Genomic DNA, 19,174 nt, shown 5'->3' on the forward strand with positions numbered 1-19,174 from the left:
TCAGGCGCGGATCCGTACCACCAGTCGTGCACCGCCGAGATCGCGGCTGCGGTCGATGACGATGGTGCCTTCGTAGAGCTCCACCAGGTCCTTTACCGATGCCAGTCCGAGGCCCTGGCCGGGCTTGCGCTCGTCGGCGCGCTGCCCGCGCCTGAGCATGGCATCGGCGTCTTCGGGGAAGCCGGGGCCGTCATCCTCGACCGTGATGACGATCATGCTGCCGTCGCGCGCCACGGTGAGTCGCACGCGCCCCTCGCACCATTTGCAGGCGTTGTCCAGCACATTGCCGAAGAGCTCGTAGAGATCGCCCTCGTCGGCGCGGGCGCGCAGATTGGGTTCGATGGTCTGGGCGATATCGGTGCCCCGGTCGACGTAGACCTTGCTCAGCGAGCTGCTGATCTTGCCGATCAACGGCGCGAGTTCCACCGGTTCGGCCAGCGCGCGGCGGCCGGCGTGGCTGGCGCGGGCGAGCTGGTGCTCGGTGATGCGCCGCATGCGGTCGACCTGCTCGCGCGTGCGTGCGGCATCGGTGGTGCCCTCGCGCAGCATGCCGTCGAGCACGGCCAGCGGCGTCTTGAGCGAGTGCGCGAGGTCGCCGAGTGCGTTGCGGTAGCGCTGCTGCTGACTCCGCTCGGATTGCACCATCGCGTTCAGCGCCACCGCCAGCGGCTGGAGCTCGTCGGGATACTGGCCGCTGATCTCGCCGCTGTCGCCGCGCTCCACCGCGCGCAGCTCGCGTTCCATGCGGCGCACGGGGGTGATCAGCCAGCCCAGCACGACGGTCAGCGAGAGCAGCAGTCCGGCCGCTGCCGCCAGCAGCCAGCCGAGCAGCTGGCGCCGGTAGGTGGAAAGCTGCTCGCGGAAGGGGGTCTTGGTGGTCTCGACCAGCAGCCGATAGTGGCGGGCCTCGGCATCGGTGCCGATCCAGCGCAGGTGATAGCTGGTGAGGAAGTGGTCCTCGGTCTCCTCGAAGCGGAACTCGCCGACGTCGCCGAGACCGTGGTCGGGCGGTGCGTGCAGTGCGCTCGGCGAGCGCCACACGACCTGACCATCCCGGGTGAGCAGCCAGGCGGCAAGGCCGGATTCGGGCTGTGTCAGGCGCGGGTCGGGGAGGTCGAAGTCGCCGATCACCAGGCCGCCGCGCGCCGAGGGCTCGGTGGCGCCCAGCAGCGCGAACACCAGGCCGCGGCTCTTGTCCTGCTCCGCGCTGAGCGCGGCCGCGCGGAAGGCGCGTTCCTGGCCGATGCCGGCGGCGGTCAGGAAGGTGGCCAGCACCGCCAGCGCGCCTACGATGAGGCGCGAGCGCAGCGAGGTGGGGATGAAGGGCATGCGGGCGCGGGGGTCACCCGCGTGGCAGCGACCAGCGATAGCCCTGTCCGCGCAGGGTCTCGATCGGGTGCAGCGCGTCGTCCGGATCGAGCTTGGCGCGCAGCCGGCGGACGAAGACCTCGATGACGTTGCTGTCGCGCTCGGTTTCCTCGTCGTAGATGTGCTCGGACAGCCGCGTCTTGGAAATGACCTCGCCGGCGTGCAGCAGCAGGTACTCCAGCACCTTGTACTCGAAGGCGGTCAGCTCGATGGCCTCGCCCTCGCGATCCAGGCTGCGGCCGCGCGTGTCGAGCGTGAACGGGCCGGAGCTGATCTCGGAGCTGGCCCAGCCGGTGGCCCGGCGCAGGAGGGCGCGCACGCGTGCAAGCAGCTCCTCCTCATGGAAGGGCTTGACGACGTAGTCGTCGGCGCCCGCCTCCAGTGCCTCGACCTTGGCCTGCCAGCCATCGCGCGCGGTAAGGATCAGTACCGGATAGCTCTTGTCCTCCGCGCGCAGCTTGCGGATGACATCGACACCGGAAATGTCCGGCAGTCCGAGGTCGACGATGGCGAGGTCGAGGGCGAACTCGCACGCCATCCAGCCGCCATCCTCGCCGTTGGCCGCCTTCTCGACGGTATAGCCCTCGTTGCCGAGCAGCCCGGCGAGTTGGTCGAGCAGATCGCGCTCGTCCTCGATGATCAGCAGTCGCATTGTCGATGGCTCCCGGGTGTTCTGGGGTCTTATTGGGGCGATGCGGGGGCATCCGGTACCGACACGATGCGGACCTCCCCCTGCCGCAGCAGCTTGACGCGGTACTCCGACCCCGTCCACCCCACGGACAGCACCCGGCCGCCATGATCGCGCCGGGCACGCTCGGCCGCCTGCGCGCGATTCAGGAACCGCGGCTCGCGCGAACGGTGCATGGCGTCGCCGATGCCGCCGCCCGCACGGCTTTCGCCGGCGTCCGGTATCAGCGTGCCCGGACGGGGCACGGTTTCCTTCAGGCGGTCGCCGAGCTGCGCGTGCGCCGCGCCGGCCAGTCCGCAGCCGAGCAGTGCGGCCACAACCGCGGGCCAGGGCAGGCGGTGTTCGCGGACGGCACGCGTCATCGCGCCCCCGGCGAGCGATCCGGCACGCTGATGGTCGCGCCCGGCTGCTCGGTCGTGCGTGTGCGCCAGAGCCGGCCGTCCTGCTCGTAGATGACGTCGTAACCGGCGACCTCGCGCGTGGGCACGGCAACCTCGGCGACGCTGCAGCGCGTGCGCGGCCGGTCGAACTCGCGGCGCCCGATCTCGGAACCGATGACCGCTCCGGCCACCGTCGCGACCTTGCGGCCCGTGCCGGATCCGATCGCGCTGCCGGCGAACCCGCCGGCCACGCCGCCCAGGATCTGTCCGCCGCGTCCGCCGAGGAAGTCGCTCCGACGGCGTTCGCAGACCTCGCGGAGCTCGGTCGTGCTGCCTTCCCGGTAGAACGGCCGCGTGTCCACCACCGGTGCGCGAACCTGGCCGAACGTCGCGGGAGCGATCGCGCCGAGGAGCAGCAGCAGTGTCAGGCGGTGGGGCATGGCAGTTCTCCGTTGATAGCCCGATACCCTATCGCGAAGCAATGAATATGCCCTTAACTGTCTGACCGGCGGCCAAGGCGGCAGGCGAGGCGGGTGTGTCAGATCGCGCGGGCGCGCTCGACCAGGTCACTGCTCTTGGCATAGGCACGGAACAGCGTGCGGGCCAGCACGCTCAGCATGGTGTTGACCTCGCTGTGCTCCTGGTGACGGAGCGGCAGGATGATGGCTTCCACCAGCGCCATGATCGCGGACGCCATTTCCTCCAGGTCATCCTGGTAGTCGAAGTGGCCGCGCGCGACGCCCTCGCGCAGCGTCTCCACGATGACCTCCCGCGACGTGCACTCGAATGCGCGCTGGGCCTCGTCCACGCGCGGCGAGGTGGAGCGCATCGGCGTCAGCCAGTATCCCGCCACGCCGGTCTGCACGCGCGGGTCCGCGAGCATGTTGCCGAGGCCGTTGAACAGCATGAGGATGCGGGTCACCGGGTCACCGCATGCGCGCATGCGATCGAAGATGTGCTCGTTGAAGATCGCGTGCAGCCGCATCAGGCAGTCCAGGTACAGTGCCTCCTTGCCCGGGAAGTGCCAGTAGAGCGCGCCCTTCGACAGTTTGGCGTGTCCCGCGATCTCGCCGATGGACACGCCTTCGTAGCCGTGCCGCCCGAAGAGCGTGAACGCGTGATCACGGATCGCCTGCAGGGTCGCGGACGGTTGCTGGGAAGCTTTGCGCGGCATGGTTTCGATGTCCCCCTACGGTGGATGGTAACGCGCCCGAGCAGGGCTTCGCCGCCGAATGTGGCCGTTTTGCACATCAACGGCCATCGGGCGGGTCGGGATGCGCGCATTGATGCGATCAATGGCCACCGTGGGTGCGCCGGGTCGCGGCGACCGTGCGCTCGCTCACGAAATCGGATCGCATTGTCACTGACTGCGTGCCCGTTCTGTCGATATGATGCAGGCATGAGAGACCGTTCATCCTCGTGGCGCTCGATCCGGCTGTCCGCGCGCGCCCTGTGCGTTCCGGTCGTTGCCCTGGCGGCGGCGGGCGTGGTGCTGCCCGCGAATGCCGAGGACCCGGAATGGGTGCCGCTGGACAGCAGCGGCACGATGGACCGCGCGCAACTGGTGGAGCGCTGGCAGCTCCTGGTGTGGTCCGACTCGCGACGTCCCATCCCGGGGCAGGCGAGTGCGCTGGGGGCGGCGAGCGCGCGCGTGGTTTACGGGGCTCTGGCGGGCGGCTTCAATGCCGGCCAGGATATTGCCCGGCCGGTCCGAGACGACGATGCCACCGATCCGGCGAGCGGTTCCGGGGAACCATGAGCGTCCGCGTCGCCGGTGCACCGAAATGGGTCGGCGAGCGCGCCGCTCGTTCAGCGCGGCGCAAGCCACGATCGTGCGCCATGCCGTCCGGGCACGAATCGTGCTTGAACGTGCTTAAAAATTGTTACATTGCGGTTGTAATCAATCCGTCATCAGCCGGTGCACTGCGTTGACAGTGCGTGCGCGGTGTTCGACAATCATCTGATCATAACGGGAGTTGTCATGAAAAAAGTGATCACGGCCGCGTCTGTTGCGGTTCTGGCAGCCACGGTTCCGGCGTTGACCTATACCTCGACGGCTGTCGCCCAGGAACAGGCCGCCCCGGACGCCAAGCCGCTGACCAATTCGCAGGCCGAGAGCGTGAGCAAGGAGCTCGGTTATGACAACGTCGACGAGGCCGTCGCTGCCGGCGATCTCGTGGCGGTCGATGGTGGCTATGCGCTGACGTCCTCGGGCGTTGCCGCCGCCAAGAAGACCGGCCTCCTGGTGTCCCCCGTCGCGCTCCCGGCGACCATCGGGACCGCCGTGGCCATCGTCGGCATCGGCCTCGTGGCCATCATCGACGACGATGATGCCGACGCCGCCGCCGCGCCCGGCGACGACGACGACGATGACGACGATGACGACGACGATACGACGACCACCACGACGTCGACTTCGACGTCCTCCAGCACGCAGTAGCGCGTCGGTCTCGTTTCCGATGTTCGAAAAAGGGCGGCACTGCCGCCCTTTTTTTGATTCCGGCGCCCGTTCCGTGAACCCGGCCATGAAACCGGGGCGTACGTCCAGTCCGCGTCCCGTCGCGCGGCTCGCGCTGGGGCTGACGGTCATGCTGGCGTGCGGCAACGCGGTCGCTTCGGCATGCGACGGCGCGGTCCTGCAGTCACACTTCGCCTCCGGTGCCGTGCACCTCGTCGGTGCGGTTGCCGAGCCGGGTGCGGTAGTGCCCGACAATGGTGCGCGCGCCAGCGACGTGATCGCGCAGGCGGGCGGGCTGGTCGAAGGCGCATTTCCGCTCGGTGCGGTGCTGCTGCGACCGTCTGCCGGCATGGCCGCCGGTGCCGGGCGTGGCATGGCGCAGGCATCCACGGCCACCCAGATCGCGATGGGGGCGTCCGGGTCGGATGCGATCCTCGACGCAGCGCGCGACGCCCTGGCGGCGGATGGCTGCCTGATGCGGGTGCCGGTGGCTGTCGACGCCGTCACGCGCATGCGCGACCCCGACGCCGACGCCGTCCTGCAGGGCGGCGATATCGTGTTCGTGCCGTATCGCGCCGGCAGCGTGGCGGTTGTCGGTGCGGTCGCCGAGCCCGGGTTGGTCGATTTCGAGCCGGGTGCCACGGTGGCTGCCTATATCGAGCAGGCCGGTGGCTGGGCGAGCGGCGCGCATCGCGGCGAGGTGACGGTGTATCTGCCGCAGGGCAGCGCGCGCCCGCTGCACCCGAATCCGTGGCACTACCAGCCCGAGAATGTCCCGCCCGGATCGGTGATCCGCGTTCCCGGTGACGGAGCGCCGTCGCCCGGCGTGATCCCGGCGGGCGCGTCGGCGCACGGCGCAGAAGACTGATCGCGCTCGCATGCGCGTTCCCCCTCGCGATGATGCTGCCGACGCGCGCTGACCGGTGCCGCGCGGTCTCTGCGCTCGCCGTGCTGGCGGGCTGTGCCGGCATGCTGGCGAGCGCGCTCGCAGCGGCCCAGCCCGCGCACTGGGTCAATCAGTACGGGCAGGTCGGGCTCATGCAGACGCCGACCGCGCGCAGCCTGGGCAAGGGCGCGCTGGGGACCGGTATCGGGCTGTTCTCGCCCTACCGCACGGTCTTCATGCACGTGCAGCCGCTGGACTGGATCCAGGGCAACATCCGCTACTTCGACATCAGCAACCGCGACTACAGCTACGTCGCGGGACGGCCGCCGGACGAGAACCCGCAGTCGGTGTCCCGCCGCTTCACCGACAAGGGCGTGGACCTGCAGATCCGCCTGTGGAAGGAGTCGCGCTGGCTGCCCGCGGTCTCGCTCGGTCTCATGGACATCGCCGGCACCGGATTGCTCGGCTCCGAGTACATCGTGGCCAGCCGTCGTTATCACGACTTCGATGTCCACTTCGGTGTCGGCTGGGGGCGCCTGGGCAGCGGCGATGACATCGACAATCCCTTCGGGATGTTCGCCGACCGCTTCGACGAGCGGCCGGCCGCGGGTTCCGGCCTCGGCGGACAGCTGGAACCGCAGACCTACTTTCGCGGCGCCACCGCCTTCTTCGGCGGCATCGTCTGGACGCCGGGCGGCGGGCCGCTGTCGCTGTTCGCCGAGGTAGAGGGCAACGACTACCAGTCGGAGCCGCTGGACAACCCCCAGGATGTCGATTCGCGGGTCAACATCGGGGCCAGCTATCGCCTGTTCGATGCCATCGACATCGGCGTCGGCTGGCAGCGCGGGAACGAGTTCGCCGCGCAGGTCTCGATGGCCGGCAATCTCGAATACGACGCCGGGCCGGAGAACGTCCTGCAGTCCATGCCGGCACCGGTGCCGGCCTACCCCAGCATGATGCGCGCGCCCATCGACAATCCGCTGGACCACGCGGTGGTGGAGCGCATCCGGCGCGACATGCGGCGGCAGGGGCTGCGCCTGCACGCCCTCGATGCCGACGCCGATGACAGCGTGCTCACCGCCTGGTACAGCCAGACGCTGGGCCACAGCATTCCGCAGGCGGCCGGGCGTGCGGCACGCGCGGTCCTGCGCAACGCCGGGGTGACCTACGATCGCTTCGTGATGGTGGAGATGGTCGGCGGCACCGAGGCGGTGCGCGTCACGATGCCTAGCGAGGCCTTCCATCGCGCCGCCGGCGGTGACTGGACCGCCGCCGAGTTCGCCGAGTTCGTCCGCGTGCTGCCCACCAGCGCGCGCGGCTATCGCGGGGCGGCCTATCGTGACCTGCTGCGCTATCCGAGCCTCAGCACCGCGTTCAATCCGCAGTTCCGCTCCAACATCGGCGGGCCGGATGCCTTCGTGGTCGGCCAGATACTCGCCCGTCTCTCGGCGACCGTGCAGCTCACGCCGGGCTGGAGCGTGTCCGGCGCGCTGGGCGTGAACGTTGCCGACAACATCGGCAACCGCCTCCAGCAGCGCTTCCCCAGCGGCCTGCCGCCGGTGCGGAGCAACGTCGGCGACTACCTGCGCGAGGGCAAGGACTTCTACCTGGCGCAGCTGGAGACCAACTACCTGTTCCCGATCGTCAGCGATGTCTACGGCCGGGTGTCGGCCGGCATCTTCGAGGAGATGTTCGGCGGCGTCGCCGGCGAAGTCCTGTACCGGCCGTCCGGCGCACGATGGGCCCTGGGGGCCGATGTCGCACGCGTGCGACAGCGTGATTTCGAGCAGCGTTTCGGTTTCCAGGACTACGAGGTGACCACGGGGCATCTCACCTACTATCACGAGCTGCCCTGGCAGGATCTGCGCGTGGTGCTCAGTGCCGGCCGCTATCTCGCCGGGGATATCGGTGGCACGCTCGACATCTCCCGCGAGTTCGCCAGCGGCGTGCGCTTCGGGGTCTTCGCCACCCGTACCGACGCCTCCACGGAGGAGTTCGGCGAGGGATCCTTCGACAAGGGCTTTTATCTGTCCATTCCCATCGGCCTGTTCAGCCCCGCGGGCGGACGCGGCGAGGCCGAGTTCCTCTACCGGCCGCTGACGCGCGACGGCGGCCAGAAGGTGCGCGCCGGCCGTGCGCTCTACGACGCGCTGGATCTGAGCACGTCGCGCAGCGTCTATCAGGGCAGCGCCCGGGACTGGCTGCGATGACGGTACAGCGTCTTCTCGTCCTTGCCGCGGCCCTCGCGCTCGGCGCCTGCGGTGTCTCCACGCCGGTCAGGGATCTAGAGCGCGCGGTCGAGACCACGCCGCGCGAGCGCGATGCCGAAGCCGTCTCGACCACGCTCGAGGCCATACCCCTGCCGTACTCGCAGATGGCCGTGAGCATCGACGGCGGGCCGCCCGGCCGCATGGCCCTCGCCCGGATCGTGGACGGTGTTCAGGAATGGGTCGCCTTCGACGGTCGGACCCTGTGGCTGAGGGGCGGACGCGTCGTCGGCACCGAGGGCTTCCGGACCGATCTGCTGCGCGCCGTCGATGTGCTGCCGCCGGTCGAGCCGGTGCCGGTTGCCCGCGGAACCACCTCGCAGCGCAGCGGCGCCATCTACGCGGAAGGTGCCGATCGCCGGCTCGGCGGCATCTACACGCTGACGCTGGCGCGCGAGGGGGGCACGCGGCCGGTCCTCATGGGCAAGGACATCGTGGACCTGGTGCAGGTGACCGAGCGCGTGTCGCGCGGGGACGAGGCCATCGCCGAGAACCGGTACTGGGTCGATCCCGCCTCCGGCACGGTGGAGATATCGCGCCAGCGCATTGCGGGAACGCGGCACACCGTCATCATGCAGCGCCTCTATCCGGACTACGAGAAGGCCCTGCGCGAGCGCCGCCGGCGCAGCCGGGAGGGCGCGGCGCCGGTCGCCGACGATGCCGCCGAGGCGCCGGTGGCCGCGGAGCAGGACTGATCGCGTGCGGTCAGTCGCTGGCGGGCAGCCAGAAGCGCTCGTCGTCGCGCATCAGCGCGTGCTCCAGGCGCTCCCGCCAGCTCGGCGGGCAGCCCAGCAGATCGCGCGCGGCGCGGCAGTCGAGCACGCTGTAGGGCGGTCGGTGCGCCGGGGTCGGGAAGTCCTCGGTGAAGATGGGCACCACCTCGCCCGGATCGAGGTGCCGCCACCGCCGCTGCATGATCGCGCGCACGGCGTCGGCGAGATCGAACCACGACGCGGCGCCCGCGTCGCTCCAGTGCAGGATCCGGCCGCCGGTCTCGGGGTGTTCGCACAGGGCCAGCAGGGCGCCGGCCAGTCCGGCAGTGTGCGTGGGTGCGCCGATCTGGTCACTGACCACCGTGACTTCGTCGCGCTCGGCGATCAGGCGCAGCATCGTGCGCACGAAATTGTGGCCGCCGGGGCCGTAGACCCACGAGGTGCGCACGACGGTGGCGTGCTCGCCGGCCGCTTCCATCACCGCCCGCTCGCCGTCGCGCTTGGTGCGGCCGTAGACGCCCAGCGGGTTCGTCCCGGCGTCGGGTGCGTAGGGCGTCCACGCGCGGCCATCGAAGACGAAGTCCGTGGACACGTGCAGCATTCGGGCCCCGACGGCGGCGGCGGCCTGCGCCAGATGGCGCGCACCATCGACGTTGATCGCATGCGCGGCCTCCGGCTCCGATTCGGCGCGGTCGACGGCGGTGTAGGCGGCGGCGTTGATGATGATGTCGGGCCGCAGGCCGGTGACGGCCTCGCGCACGGCACCGGCATCAGTGATGTCGAGGCGGGTCCGGTCGGCGGCGTGCAGATCGCATCCGTCGGCGCCGATCCGGGCGATCATGCCCCCGAGCTGACCGCCGGCGCCGACCAGCAGCACGCGCATCAGTCGAAGACCTCGGCGTCGCGCAGCATGGGCGCGGCTGCGTCCTTGGCCGACAGCGCGGGCGCCTCGTCCAGCGGCCAGTCGATGCCGATGTCGGGGTCGTCCCAGCGGATGCCGCGCTCGCCGTCGGGGTCGTAGCGGTCGGTCACCTTGTAGAGCACGTCCGCCGATGCGCTGAGCACCACGAAGGCATGCGCGAAGCCCGCGGGGACCCACAGCTGCAGGCGGTTGTCCGCGGACAGGTGCCGGCCGGTCCAGCGGCCGAAGTTGGGCGAGCCGCGACGGATATCCACGGCAACGTCGAAGATGGCGCCGCTCAGCACGCGCACCAGCTTGCCCTGCGGATGGGCGCCGATCTGGTAGTGCAGCCCGCGCAGCACGCCCTGCGACGAGCGCGACTGGTTGTCCTGGATGAAATCGTCGGTGACGCCGGTGAGCTCGCGGAAGGCGCTGCGCTTGAAGGCCTCCATGAAATGGCCGCGGGCGTCGCCGTGCACGGTCGGCTCGATCAGGCAGACCTCGGGGAGTTCGGTATCGTGGCGCTTCACGGGCCGTCGCGTCCTTCGTCGGCGATGCGCTCGAGGTAGGCGCCGTAGCCGCTCTTGCGCAGCGGTGCCGCCAGCGCGCGCAGGGCATCGACGTCGATGAAGCCGCAGCGGAAGGCGACCTCCTCGGGGCTCGCGATCTTGAGGCCCTGGCGCTTCTCGAGGGTGTGGATGAAGTTGCCCGCCTCCATCAGCGAGTCGTGGGTTCCGGTATCGAGCCAGGCGCTGCCGCGGCCCATGCGCTCGACATGCAGGGAGCCCATCTGCAGATAGAGGCGGTTGAGATCGGTGATCTCCAGCTCGCCGCGCTCCGACGGCTGCACCTTCCGGGCGAGTTCGGTGACCTGTCGGTCGTAGAAGTACAGGCCGGTGACCGCGTAGCGCGATTTCGGCTGCCGCGGCTTCTCTTCGATGCCCAGCGCGCGATGATCGGCGTCGAATTCCACCACGCCGTAACGGTGCGGATCCTTGACGGGGTAGGCGAATATGGTGGCGCCGTGCTCGCGCGCGGCGGCGTTGCGCAGCGACAGCACGAGGTCGTGGCCGAAGAAGATGTTGTCGCCAAGGACCAGGGCGCAGCGGTCGTCGCCGATGAAGTCGGCGCCCAGCACGAAGGCTTCGGCCAGTCCGTTGGGCGCGTCCTGCACGCAGTACTCGATGCGGATGCCCCACTGCCCGCCGTCGCCGAGCAGGTGCTCGAAGCGCGGCGTGTCCTGCGGCGTGGAGATGACCAGGAACTCCCGTATGCCCGCCAGCATGAGCGTGGTCAACGGGTAGTAGATCATCGGCTTGTCGTAGACCGGGATCAGCTGCTTGGACACCGCCAGCGTCGACGGGTACAGCCGCGTGCCGCTGCCGCCGGCCAGGATGATGCCCTTCATGCCGTCGCTCCGCGCAGTCCGGCGCGCCGGCGGGCGTCGCCGTGCGCCTGCAGCGCCTGGCACCAGTCGAGATGGTCGAGATACCAGGTCACCGTGCGTCGCAGACCCGACTCGAAGCTTTCGCGCGGGCGCCAGCCGAGCTCGTCACGGATGCGGGTGGCATCGATGGCGTAGCGCTGGTCGTGGCCAGGGCGGTCGGTCACGTGGGTGATCAGCGAGGCATACGGCCTCGTGCCCGGTGCCAGCTCGTCGAGCAGCTCGCAGAGCGTGTGCACCACCTCGATGTTGCGGCGCTCGCTGTTGCCGCCGATGTTGTAGTCGCGCCCCACGGCGCCGTCGCGCAGGACCGTGAGCAGCGCCGCGGCGTGATCCTCGACGAAGAGCCAGTCGCGCACGTTGCTGCCGTTGCCGTAGACGGGCAGCGCCTTGCCCTCCAGCGCGTTGAGCAGCATCAGCGGGATCAGCTTCTCGGGGAACTGATAGGGCCCGTAGTTGTTCGAGCAATTGGTCAGCAGCACCGGCAGCCCGTAGGTGTGGTGCCAGGCACGGACCAGATGGTCGGACGACGCCTTGCTGGCCGAATACGGCGAGCGCGGCGAATAGGCGGTGGTTTCGGTGAACTGCCCCTCGGCGCCGAGGCTGCCGAAGACCTCGTCGGTGGAGACGTGGTGGAAGCGGAAGCGCGTCGCTCGCTCGGCGGGCAGCTGCTCGAAGTAGCGTAGCGCCGCCTGCAGCAGCTCGAAGGTGCCCACGATGTTGGTCTGCACGAAGGCGCCGGGCCCGTCGATGGACCGGTCGACGTGCGACTCGGCCGCCAGGTGCACGATGGCGTCCGGCTGGTGGCGCGCCAGCACGCCGGCGACCGCGGCACCGTCGCAGATATCGACCCGCTCCAGCGTGTAGCGGCCGGTGCTGGCGGCATCCTCCAGCGCCTCCGGGCTCGCCGAGTAGGTGAGCTTGTCGACGTTCACGACCACGCAGTCGGTCGTTCGCAGCACGTGACGGATGAATGCGGAGCCGATGAACCCGGCGCCCCCTGTGACCAGAAGTTTCATGCAGCAGCTTTGGAAGTGCGCCCGAGGATGGCCGCTCCCGGGCCGGCGCTGAGCGCGGCCGCGGATGCGTTCGACAGGCCGACATTATGCGATGAACGCGCCGATTCCGTGACGGGGCACGTTTTTGCCGCAGTGCAGTAACTGCTAGCATGCCGGCTCCGGCGCCGGCAGGGTCTGGCGTCAACACCCCGGATTCGATGCGCCTGGACCCCCTCGGATGCTGACCGTTCTCCTACTGGTGCTGGCCACGAGCGTCATGCTCAACGCCGGCATCGTGCTCACCCGCAGGTGGCACATCGCGGTCACCGGCGATGCGGTCGTGGCCGGTTCCTACAAGAAGCACCGGGAACCGGTGCCCCGCATCGGCGGCCTCGCCATCTTCCTGGCGCTGACGCTCGGGGTGGTGCTGGCCGCACCCTGGCTCTATCCCAGCATCAATTACGTGTTCTGGGCCATGACTGCCTGCGTGGCGCTGATGTTCGGCATCGGTTTCCTCGAGGACCTCACCGGCAAGGTCCGGCCCACCATCCGCTATCTGGTCTGCATCGCGGCGGCGCTCGTGTTCAGCCTGGCCAACGCCCGGTTGGGCATCAGCTCGGTCGCCATCCCGTGGGTCGATCAGGCGCTCGCCTACGCCCCGGTGAGCGTGCTGTTCTTCGCCTTCGCGGTGGCCGGCATGACCCACGCCAGCAACCTCATCGACGGCCAGAACGGGCTCTGCGCCGGATTCTCGCTGCTCGCCTTCCTGGCCCTCGGGCTCGCGGCCGGCGCCTCCGGGCAGGTCGCGCTCGCGGCGCTCTGCGAGATCGCCATCGCCGCCACTCTCGGCTTCCTGCTGTTCAACTTTCCGCACGGCCGCATCTTCCTGGGCGACGGCGGCGCCTATCTCAACGGCGCCGTGGTCGCGATCCTGGCCGTGCTGGTGGTCAACGGCGCTTCCGGCATCTCCCCGTGGCTCGCGGTGGCGGTGCTCATCTACCCGGTGACCGAGACCTTCTACAGCATGATCCGGCGCCGCCGCGAGGGCCGCCCGTTCTACGAGCCCGACGACGCCCATCTCCACCACCTGCTGCGCGACCTCGCCGTCGCCCGGGGCTGGCCGCTGGCGCGCGTGCCGGCCCTGATGCCGCTGGCGATGATGGCGCCGTTCATGCTGGCCGCTCCGTTCGGTGCGCACTCCACGCCCGTCATGCTGGCGTACTGTGCAGCCTTCGCAGTGCTTTACGTCGCGGTCTACCGCGCGGCGAGCGCGTCCCTGTCGAAGGCGCGGGAAGAAGCCGTGCAGATGGGCGAGTAGCGCAGCAATCAGTCCGGCGCACCGGCCCACCCACAGGTATGCGTGCATTCGATGTCGATCAATTACAGCTGGGCCCTGGAGCGGTTCAAGCGGAAGCAGTTTCCCGAGATCGTGTCCACCGGGGGCGCATTCCTGGAAGATCACAGCGGGCGCATTGCCGCGTCGGACGAGCTCATCAAGCTGGGTGACATCACTCTGCGGGCTGCGCTCATGCTCGGTGATCGCGCCCGAACCGATCGCTTGCTCGATGTGTGCGGCAACCTGGGAGCGCTGTCGCACTTCCGGGCAGCGACCGACCTTCAGGACGGAGACATCGAGGCGGCATGGTTCAGCCTCGCCAACGCCACGCCCTACAACCCCGACCACCACGGATTCTGGTCCCTGGGCCTCAATAGCGTGGTGCGCAACCCCGACTGGCTGCGCTACGCAGAGCGCGGATGCACCTTCCGGTCGCCAGCAACGGAAGCCGTCGTTGGCGGTGCCCGGTCATCGCCACGATATGCCGTGGTGTTCTCGTCGGATTCGGGCTACTTCAAGCGATTCTTCGAGCAGGGCATCGCGAGCCTCCGGCGGAACTGCTCGCACTTCCGAGCCTACTACTACGTCATCGAGCCCGACGAGGAGTGTGTGCGCCTGATGCACATGCATGCCGCGGAGGACGTCGAGTTCCTGATCGATGCAGAGCCCCAGAGGCGGGGCGACAAGTCCTACTTCGCGACGACGCGATTCTTCGCCGCGGACAGGGTGGTCAGGGAAACGGGACTGCCGGCCTTCATCTTCGATATCGACTCGTGCGTTCTGGCGGATCTCGCGACCCTGCTCTCGTCCGTGGAATGGCCTCGGGGGAAGACGGTCTGTCGCTTCATGGGGGGATTGGCGTTGCCGTGGCACAAGATCGTCGCGAATGCCATGTACGTTCCGCCAACTCGCGAGGGGCGTCAGTATCTGGAGGCCGTCTGTGCATACCTCCGCCACGTCTACAGCCGCTCATCCCGCGAGCGCTTGTGGTGGCTCGACCAGAACGCACTCTACTTCGCCTTTCTTGCGCGACAGCAAGGCGATTTCGCGAACTTCCCGGGGTGGGCAATGAACCGATACGTGCACTATCCAAGGATGTTCGAGGACAAGGACAAGGTGATGGCCGGTCGAAAGGGGGGCGCGGGGTAGTCCGTGGCTCAGGTGGTCTCTCGCGCGACCGCACGCCAGTCATTGCGCACGAACATGGATCGAAAGGCATCCCTGTCGCTGCTCCGCAACGTGCTCGTCGCCTGCTGGAGGAAGTGATAGAGCTTGGCATGCGGGGTGTAGATGATGCGCTTGCCGGCAATGCGGCGGACCGCTTCGCAGTACAGGCGATCGGAGCGATAGTGCGGTGCGTTCTCGTGATCGAGCGGGCCGAGAGTGTCCAGGGTTGCCCTCGGGATGTAGACACAGAAGAAGGGAGCGAAGCTCAGCTCGATATAGCCCGCGGGTCCGGATAGCGGCCGGAGCACATTGTCGTGGTGGGCGGAGAGGTTGACCTCGATTTCGCGTTCCGGGTCGCAGGCGGGGCTGTGCGTACGGGTGGTCTTGGTGCCGGCGAGCAGCGTCTGACGCGACACCACCAGGCCCGCATCCGGCACATCTTCCAGGACGCGCTGCATGGCGCCGTCCCAGCCCGGGCAGACAACCGCATCGTTGTTGAGCAGTACGATGTCACTGTCGGCTGCGGCCGATTCAATGCCCTGGTTGACGGCATAGGTGAAGCCGTAGTTGCGCTCGTTGAGGATGACGCGGATATCGGGGTCATCCGCAATGCGCGACAGGTAGCTGCGTACTGGCTGCGAGGAGGCGTTGTCGACCACGATCAGACGGTATGGCGCTTCGGTGAAGGCGCGGACCGATTCGATGCAGAGCTGCAGGTGCTCCGGGCACTCGAAACTGGGGATGACGATCCCGAGCGGACGCCGTATCCGCGGAACGGGCCGGTGCTCCGGCGCGAACATCGCTTCCAGCCCCGGCACGCGGTGTCCCGGCAGCGCGTGCGCCAGCGGCTCGCGCGCGAGCGTTGCGCTTAGCGCCGCATTCTCGTCGAGCGATGACGCCGCCTCGGCAGCCGGGTCCCTGCCCTGGCGCTCGCTCAGCAGGCACGGCACCGCGACGCCGGCACTGGATGCGGAAATCGCCAGCAGGAAGGCCTGCCCGGACAGGTGGTCGAGGTCGGTGTCGAATCCGCCCGAAGACTCGGCTGCCGCACGTCGGCAGAGAACGCTGCCCAGGTCGATGTAGTCGCGATTCTCAAGCATTGCGCGCGCGAACATCGCGAAGGTTATGGCGTCGGGCTCCGTGTCCCCGGACGCGATGTCGAATCGGGTGCTCTGCGCGCTGTAGGCGAAGGGCGCTTCGGGCGCCTCCTGCAGCGTATCGAGCAGAATGGTGATCGCGTGCGGCATCGGCCGGTGGTGGGGCTCCAGCCACATCAGATGGTCTCCGCCGGCCTTCGCCATTCCGGCGTTGCGCGCCGCCGCGATCCCGGGTTCGGTGACGGGGACGGTGCGCACGCGCGCGTCCTGCAGGGCCTCGCGCAGGCCTTCGACCTCGGCTCCGCCGACGAGCAGGAGCTCGATATTGTCGTGGCTCTGGGCGAGCACGCTCCGCGCCGCTTCGCCCGCCGCCTGGATCTCTTCTGCGTCGCAGTGGAGGATCACCGACACGCGGTCGTCGAGATTCCGCGAGGCCGCGCGCGCGCGACGATGGCGTTCGACCGCGTGCATGTGCCCGATTACGCGCTTTGCTTCCTCGGAGAACGGTGCGCGCAATGGTGGCAGGAACAGTGAGCGGCGCTCGAAGCTCTCGTAGTCGGTGAAGCCCGGCCCCTCGGGATCGGTTGAAGCCGGTGGGGGCGTTGGCGGGGGCGCCGGAGCCGGGGTAGGAGCCGACTCAGTCGAGGGGGTGGGGGGCGTGATGTCCGCGAACTTGCGGCGGATGGCCGCTTCGTTGTCGGCCAGCGATTGCGTCAGCGTTATGTTGGAAAGGCCCTCAGCGATGTAGTACGCACACATCGCGTACGGATTGAATACCGGCTCGTGCTGGTGGGTGTAGCGGAGGATGAGGTCCCAGTCGACCAGTCGCGTCAGCGACTCGTCGAAGCCGCCCAGCGCCTCGTAGACTTCGCGGTGGTGGGAAAAGACGTTGAGATCGATGTAGTTGCGCGCCAGCAAGCGGGACCAGTCGAAGGGTAGATGGCGGATGAACTCGCGACCCCCCACCTCGTCATGGACATGCACGCACGCGTACGCGGTGCGCCTCTCCGGATGTCGCGCGTATCCGGCCGCGGTCATTAGCAGATAGTCCGGGTGCCAGGTGTTGTCGGAATCCAGCCACGCAATCCATGGTCCCTCGGCCGCGCGCAATCCGGCATTGCGTGCAGCACAGACACCGCCATGCGGCAGTGCGAGGTAACGCAGTCGCCCGCGCGCGAACTCGTCGGCATAGCGTTCCCTCACGTATTCGGCAGTGCCGTCGGTGCTGCCGTCGTCGCAGATGATCAACTCCCAGTCGGGGTAGGACTGCGCGATCACCGAATCGATGGCCTTGTCGATGACGTCACGCCGGTTCCACGTCGGCATGATGATGCTGAACCGGCCCACGGGCGCTTTCTCCAGCGCGGTGCGAGCCTCGGTCGCGCGCTCGGGAGTGACCATGAGCGCGCGCGCCTGTTCGGAACGGGGGTCGATCTTGTCCTGCACCGGCGCCGGCACGGGGCGCACGGACGCAGTCGTGCCGGTGGTCGGCCGCGTTCCGAGTCGTCCTTCATCGCGCCCGACGAGCAGATAGTGCCAGAGTGCCGGTACGCCGGCGCGCTCGATTTCCGGATAGCGCTTGCGGTACCAGGCCAGGTCGAAGCGAGCACTCGGTGAGCGGCTCTCGGCCTGACCATGGTGCAGGTAGTGACGCAGCGGATCCACGCCGGCGCGAGCAACGTCGCGGTAGCGGGTGAGGTACCAGTGCGGATCGAAGTGCGGTCCGGGCGCGCGCATCTCGTCCGGCCCGTGCTCCAGGTAGTGGAACAGCGGGTTGAGCCCGGCCTCCGCGACGTCGGGATACTGCTCCAGATACCAGCTCGGATCGAAGAGCGGATTGGGCTCGCGCCCCTCGCGCCAGCCCACGGCCAGCCAGTGCCACAACGGGTGGGCGCCATCCAGCGCGATGTCCGGATAGCGCAGCAGATACCACTCGGCATCGAACAAGCCGGTCCCGCGCAGCATGCGGGCCTGGCGCATCAGGCGGGCGTGCTCGCGCGGGCCGGTGGCGGCGCCGAACAGACGCAGCGGTGGCACGCTGCGCGGGATGTGGACGGGTGTCTCGTCGGGGCGCAGGGCCCGCCGCCACCGCGCTGCCTTCCAGGGGGGCGGCTGCCACTGCAGGCGATGGAGGCGGCGAAGGGTGGCGAGGCGCTGCGAGAGCGCCCCCAGATTGCGCCGTCGCTCGGCGGTGAGGGCGGCTTCGTGTGTCGCGATCCGGTCACGCTGCTGTCGATGTTCCGCCTCGAGCCGGTCGATGCGCTGCTTCTGCCACGCAATGCCACGCTTGAGCTCGTTCGTCCGCTCCCGGTGCCAGCGCACACCCTGCTCGAATCGGTCGCGCTCGGTGACGGCTTCACGATGGGCATCCTGCAGCGCCTCGATGCGGGATGCCTGCTCACGGATGCGCTCGTCGCGTTCACGGAGCGCGCTGGCCTGTTCCTCGGTCGTGGCTCGCTGTTGCTGCAGGGCCTCGGCCGCTTCGCGATGCTTCTCCTCCTTGCTCGTGGCCTTGGCATGCGCGGACCGCCGCGCCGCGACCTCTTCGCCGAACAACGGCCCCAGCGCCTCGGAGGCGCGATCGAGCTCGGTCCGGAGGGTATCGAGCCGGTCGACCGATTCCGGATTCTCGGGTTGCCGGCAGAGAATGGTGAGCGCCTCGGTCGCTTCCCGCACCCAGCGGGAGACGGTGGGGTCGGTGAAGAAGGCGTCAGTATCCACTGCATGATGACGCAGCCGACTGACCAGGAAGTCGTCCAGTGCATCCGCGGCATCCGATTCCGCGCGCGGATAGCGGATCGCCAGGCGCTCACTGATGGCGCTGGTGACACTGCGCCAGTCGTCCAGCAGGTCGGTATAGGCCACGAACACGCGCGGCCGCCCCCGGGTCGCATGCTCGGCATCGAGCACATGCCGCAGCCACAGGATGTGTCCCTTGGGCAGAGCGAAACCGTTGCGCTGCTGCAGCGACGCTGCTACCTCGGCGGGGCTGCGCAGCGGGATGATGGCTCGCGCGTCGGCACCGAAGCGTTCGATGACCTCTTGCCAGAACGGCACCATGCGACAGATGCGCGGGTCCTTGAGAACGAAGAGCGCGGTGTTCGTGAAGTCGCGCTGTAGCAGCGCCACGGCTTCATTGAGCAGACTTTCGCGTATTTCCGGGTCCAGCCGAGTCGTATCCAGTGGTCGCCAATCGTCCCAGTGCGATCCGAATGCATCTAGGACGCGGTCGTTCAGACGCTGGATATCGACGGACTCCCAGAATCCTGCCTCGTTCGCCGGACGCGCAGCCATGAGGTTGTCCGGCAACGCCGCGCCGAGAAGGCTCATCGCGCGGGTCAGGGCGGAGGTTCCGCTCCGGTGCATCCCGAGCACGAGCAACGCGGTGCCGCGCTCGGCGCCGGATGCCGCCGTGGGGTGCCGCTGCATGGGGTCTGTGGTCTCGCTGTCCATCAGTGGAATTATGGCTGG

The 19,174-nt window shown here is 68.7% G+C and carries 17 protein-coding genes; 7 read left to right on the top strand and 10 right to left on the bottom strand.

All coding sequences use genetic code 11. From position 1 onward, the window contains the following. From KAH28_RS00790 to KAH28_RS00810, 5 genes are all read right to left on the bottom strand, one after another. Positions 1-1,329: an ATP-binding protein gene (locus KAH28_RS00790; protein ID WP_290573895.1), complete on the bottom strand. Its 1,329-nt coding sequence runs from the start codon at positions 1,327-1,329 to the stop codon at positions 1-3. A 13-nt stretch (positions 1,330-1,342) separates the two neighbouring features. Beyond that, positions 1,343-2,020: a response regulator transcription factor gene (locus tag KAH28_RS00795; RefSeq protein WP_290573896.1), complete on the bottom strand. Its 678-nt coding sequence runs from the start codon at positions 2,018-2,020 to the stop codon at positions 1,343-1,345. A gap of 29 nt (positions 2,021-2,049) precedes the next feature. Continuing rightward, positions 2,050-2,418: a hypothetical protein gene (locus KAH28_RS00800; protein ID WP_290573897.1), complete on the bottom strand. Its 369-nt coding sequence runs from the start codon at positions 2,416-2,418 to the stop codon at positions 2,050-2,052. After that, entirely contained in the window at positions 2,415-2,876 is a 462-nt protein-coding gene (locus KAH28_RS00805; RefSeq protein WP_290573898.1) for a glycine zipper 2TM domain-containing protein, read from the bottom strand. The genes KAH28_RS00800 and KAH28_RS00805 overlap by 4 nt, the downstream gene beginning before the upstream one ends. Before the next feature lie 98 nt (positions 2,877-2,974). Next, positions 2,975-3,610, bottom strand: a complete 636-nt coding sequence (locus KAH28_RS00810; protein ID WP_290573899.1) for a TetR/AcrR family transcriptional regulator — start codon at positions 3,608-3,610, stop codon at positions 2,975-2,977. A 225-nt stretch (positions 3,611-3,835) separates the two neighbouring features. Between KAH28_RS00810 and KAH28_RS00815 the strand changes: the two genes are divergently transcribed. The 5 genes from KAH28_RS00815 (at position 3,836) to KAH28_RS00835 (ending at position 8,742) form a co-directional block, all read left to right on the top strand. Then, positions 3,836-4,195: a hypothetical protein gene (locus tag KAH28_RS00815; protein WP_290573900.1), complete on the top strand. Its 360-nt coding sequence runs from the start codon at positions 3,836-3,838 to the stop codon at positions 4,193-4,195. A gap of 222 nt (positions 4,196-4,417) precedes the next feature. After that, positions 4,418-4,876: a hypothetical protein gene (locus tag KAH28_RS00820; RefSeq protein WP_290573901.1), complete on the top strand. Its 459-nt coding sequence runs from the start codon at positions 4,418-4,420 to the stop codon at positions 4,874-4,876. An 85-nt stretch (positions 4,877-4,961) separates the two neighbouring features. Next, the gene (locus tag KAH28_RS00825) at positions 4,962-5,762 is read left to right on the top strand and encodes an SLBB domain-containing protein (protein WP_290573902.1); all 801 of its coding nucleotides are present in this window, start codon (positions 4,962-4,964) and stop codon (positions 5,760-5,762) included. Positions 5,763-5,791: 29 nt separating this feature from the next. Beyond that, positions 5,792-7,990 (top strand): YjbH domain-containing protein, encoded by a 2,199-nt coding sequence (locus KAH28_RS00830; protein WP_290573903.1) that lies wholly within the window; start codon positions 5,792-5,794, stop codon positions 7,988-7,990. Then, positions 7,987-8,742, top strand: a complete 756-nt coding sequence (locus KAH28_RS00835; protein ID WP_290573904.1) for a YjbF family lipoprotein — start codon at positions 7,987-7,989, stop codon at positions 8,740-8,742. Before KAH28_RS00830 ends, KAH28_RS00835 begins: the two co-directional genes overlap by 4 nt. A 10-nt stretch (positions 8,743-8,752) precedes the next feature. On the opposite strand, the gene rfbD is transcribed toward KAH28_RS00835, so the two are convergent. The 4 genes from rfbD to rfbB are packed head-to-tail and all read right to left on the bottom strand — an operon-like array spanning position 8,753 to position 12,124. Then, the gene (gene rfbD / locus KAH28_RS00840) at positions 8,753-9,643 is read right to left on the bottom strand and encodes a dTDP-4-dehydrorhamnose reductase (protein WP_290573905.1); all 891 of its coding nucleotides are present in this window, start codon (positions 9,641-9,643) and stop codon (positions 8,753-8,755) included. Further along, positions 9,643-10,191: a dTDP-4-dehydrorhamnose 3,5-epimerase gene (gene rfbC, locus KAH28_RS00845; RefSeq protein WP_290573906.1), complete on the bottom strand. Its 549-nt coding sequence runs from the start codon at positions 10,189-10,191 to the stop codon at positions 9,643-9,645. Before rfbC ends, rfbD begins: the two co-directional genes overlap by 1 nt. Further along, positions 10,188-11,069 (bottom strand): glucose-1-phosphate thymidylyltransferase RfbA, encoded by an 882-nt coding sequence (rfbA, locus tag KAH28_RS00850; protein WP_290573907.1) that lies wholly within the window; start codon positions 11,067-11,069, stop codon positions 10,188-10,190. The genes rfbC and rfbA overlap by 4 nt, the downstream gene beginning before the upstream one ends. After that, positions 11,066-12,124: a dTDP-glucose 4,6-dehydratase gene (gene rfbB / locus KAH28_RS00855; RefSeq protein WP_290573908.1), complete on the bottom strand. Its 1,059-nt coding sequence runs from the start codon at positions 12,122-12,124 to the stop codon at positions 11,066-11,068. Before rfbB ends, rfbA begins: the two co-directional genes overlap by 4 nt. A gap of 217 nt (positions 12,125-12,341) precedes the next feature. On the opposite strand from rfbB, the gene KAH28_RS00860 reads away from it, so the two are divergent. Both KAH28_RS00860 and KAH28_RS00865 read left to right on the top strand, forming a co-directional pair. Then, positions 12,342-13,421, top strand: coding sequence for an MraY family glycosyltransferase (locus KAH28_RS00860; protein ID WP_290573909.1), 1,080 nt, complete (start codon positions 12,342-12,344; stop codon positions 13,419-13,421). A gap of 51 nt (positions 13,422-13,472) precedes the next feature. Continuing rightward, complete coding sequence (locus KAH28_RS00865) at positions 13,473-14,588, top strand: hypothetical protein (RefSeq protein ID WP_290573910.1); 1,116 nt, start codon at positions 13,473-13,475, stop codon at positions 14,586-14,588. Between the two features lie 8 nt (positions 14,589-14,596). Here the strand turns inward: KAH28_RS00865 and KAH28_RS00870 are convergent, their stop codons facing one another. Continuing rightward, positions 14,597-19,156: a glycosyltransferase gene (locus tag KAH28_RS00870; RefSeq protein ID WP_290573911.1), complete on the bottom strand. Its 4,560-nt coding sequence runs from the start codon at positions 19,154-19,156 to the stop codon at positions 14,597-14,599. Between the last annotated feature and the right edge of the window lie 18 nt (positions 19,157-19,174).

Source organism: Algiphilus sp. (assembly GCF_023145115.1).
GTDB lineage: Bacteria > Pseudomonadota > Gammaproteobacteria > Nevskiales > Nevskiaceae > Algiphilus.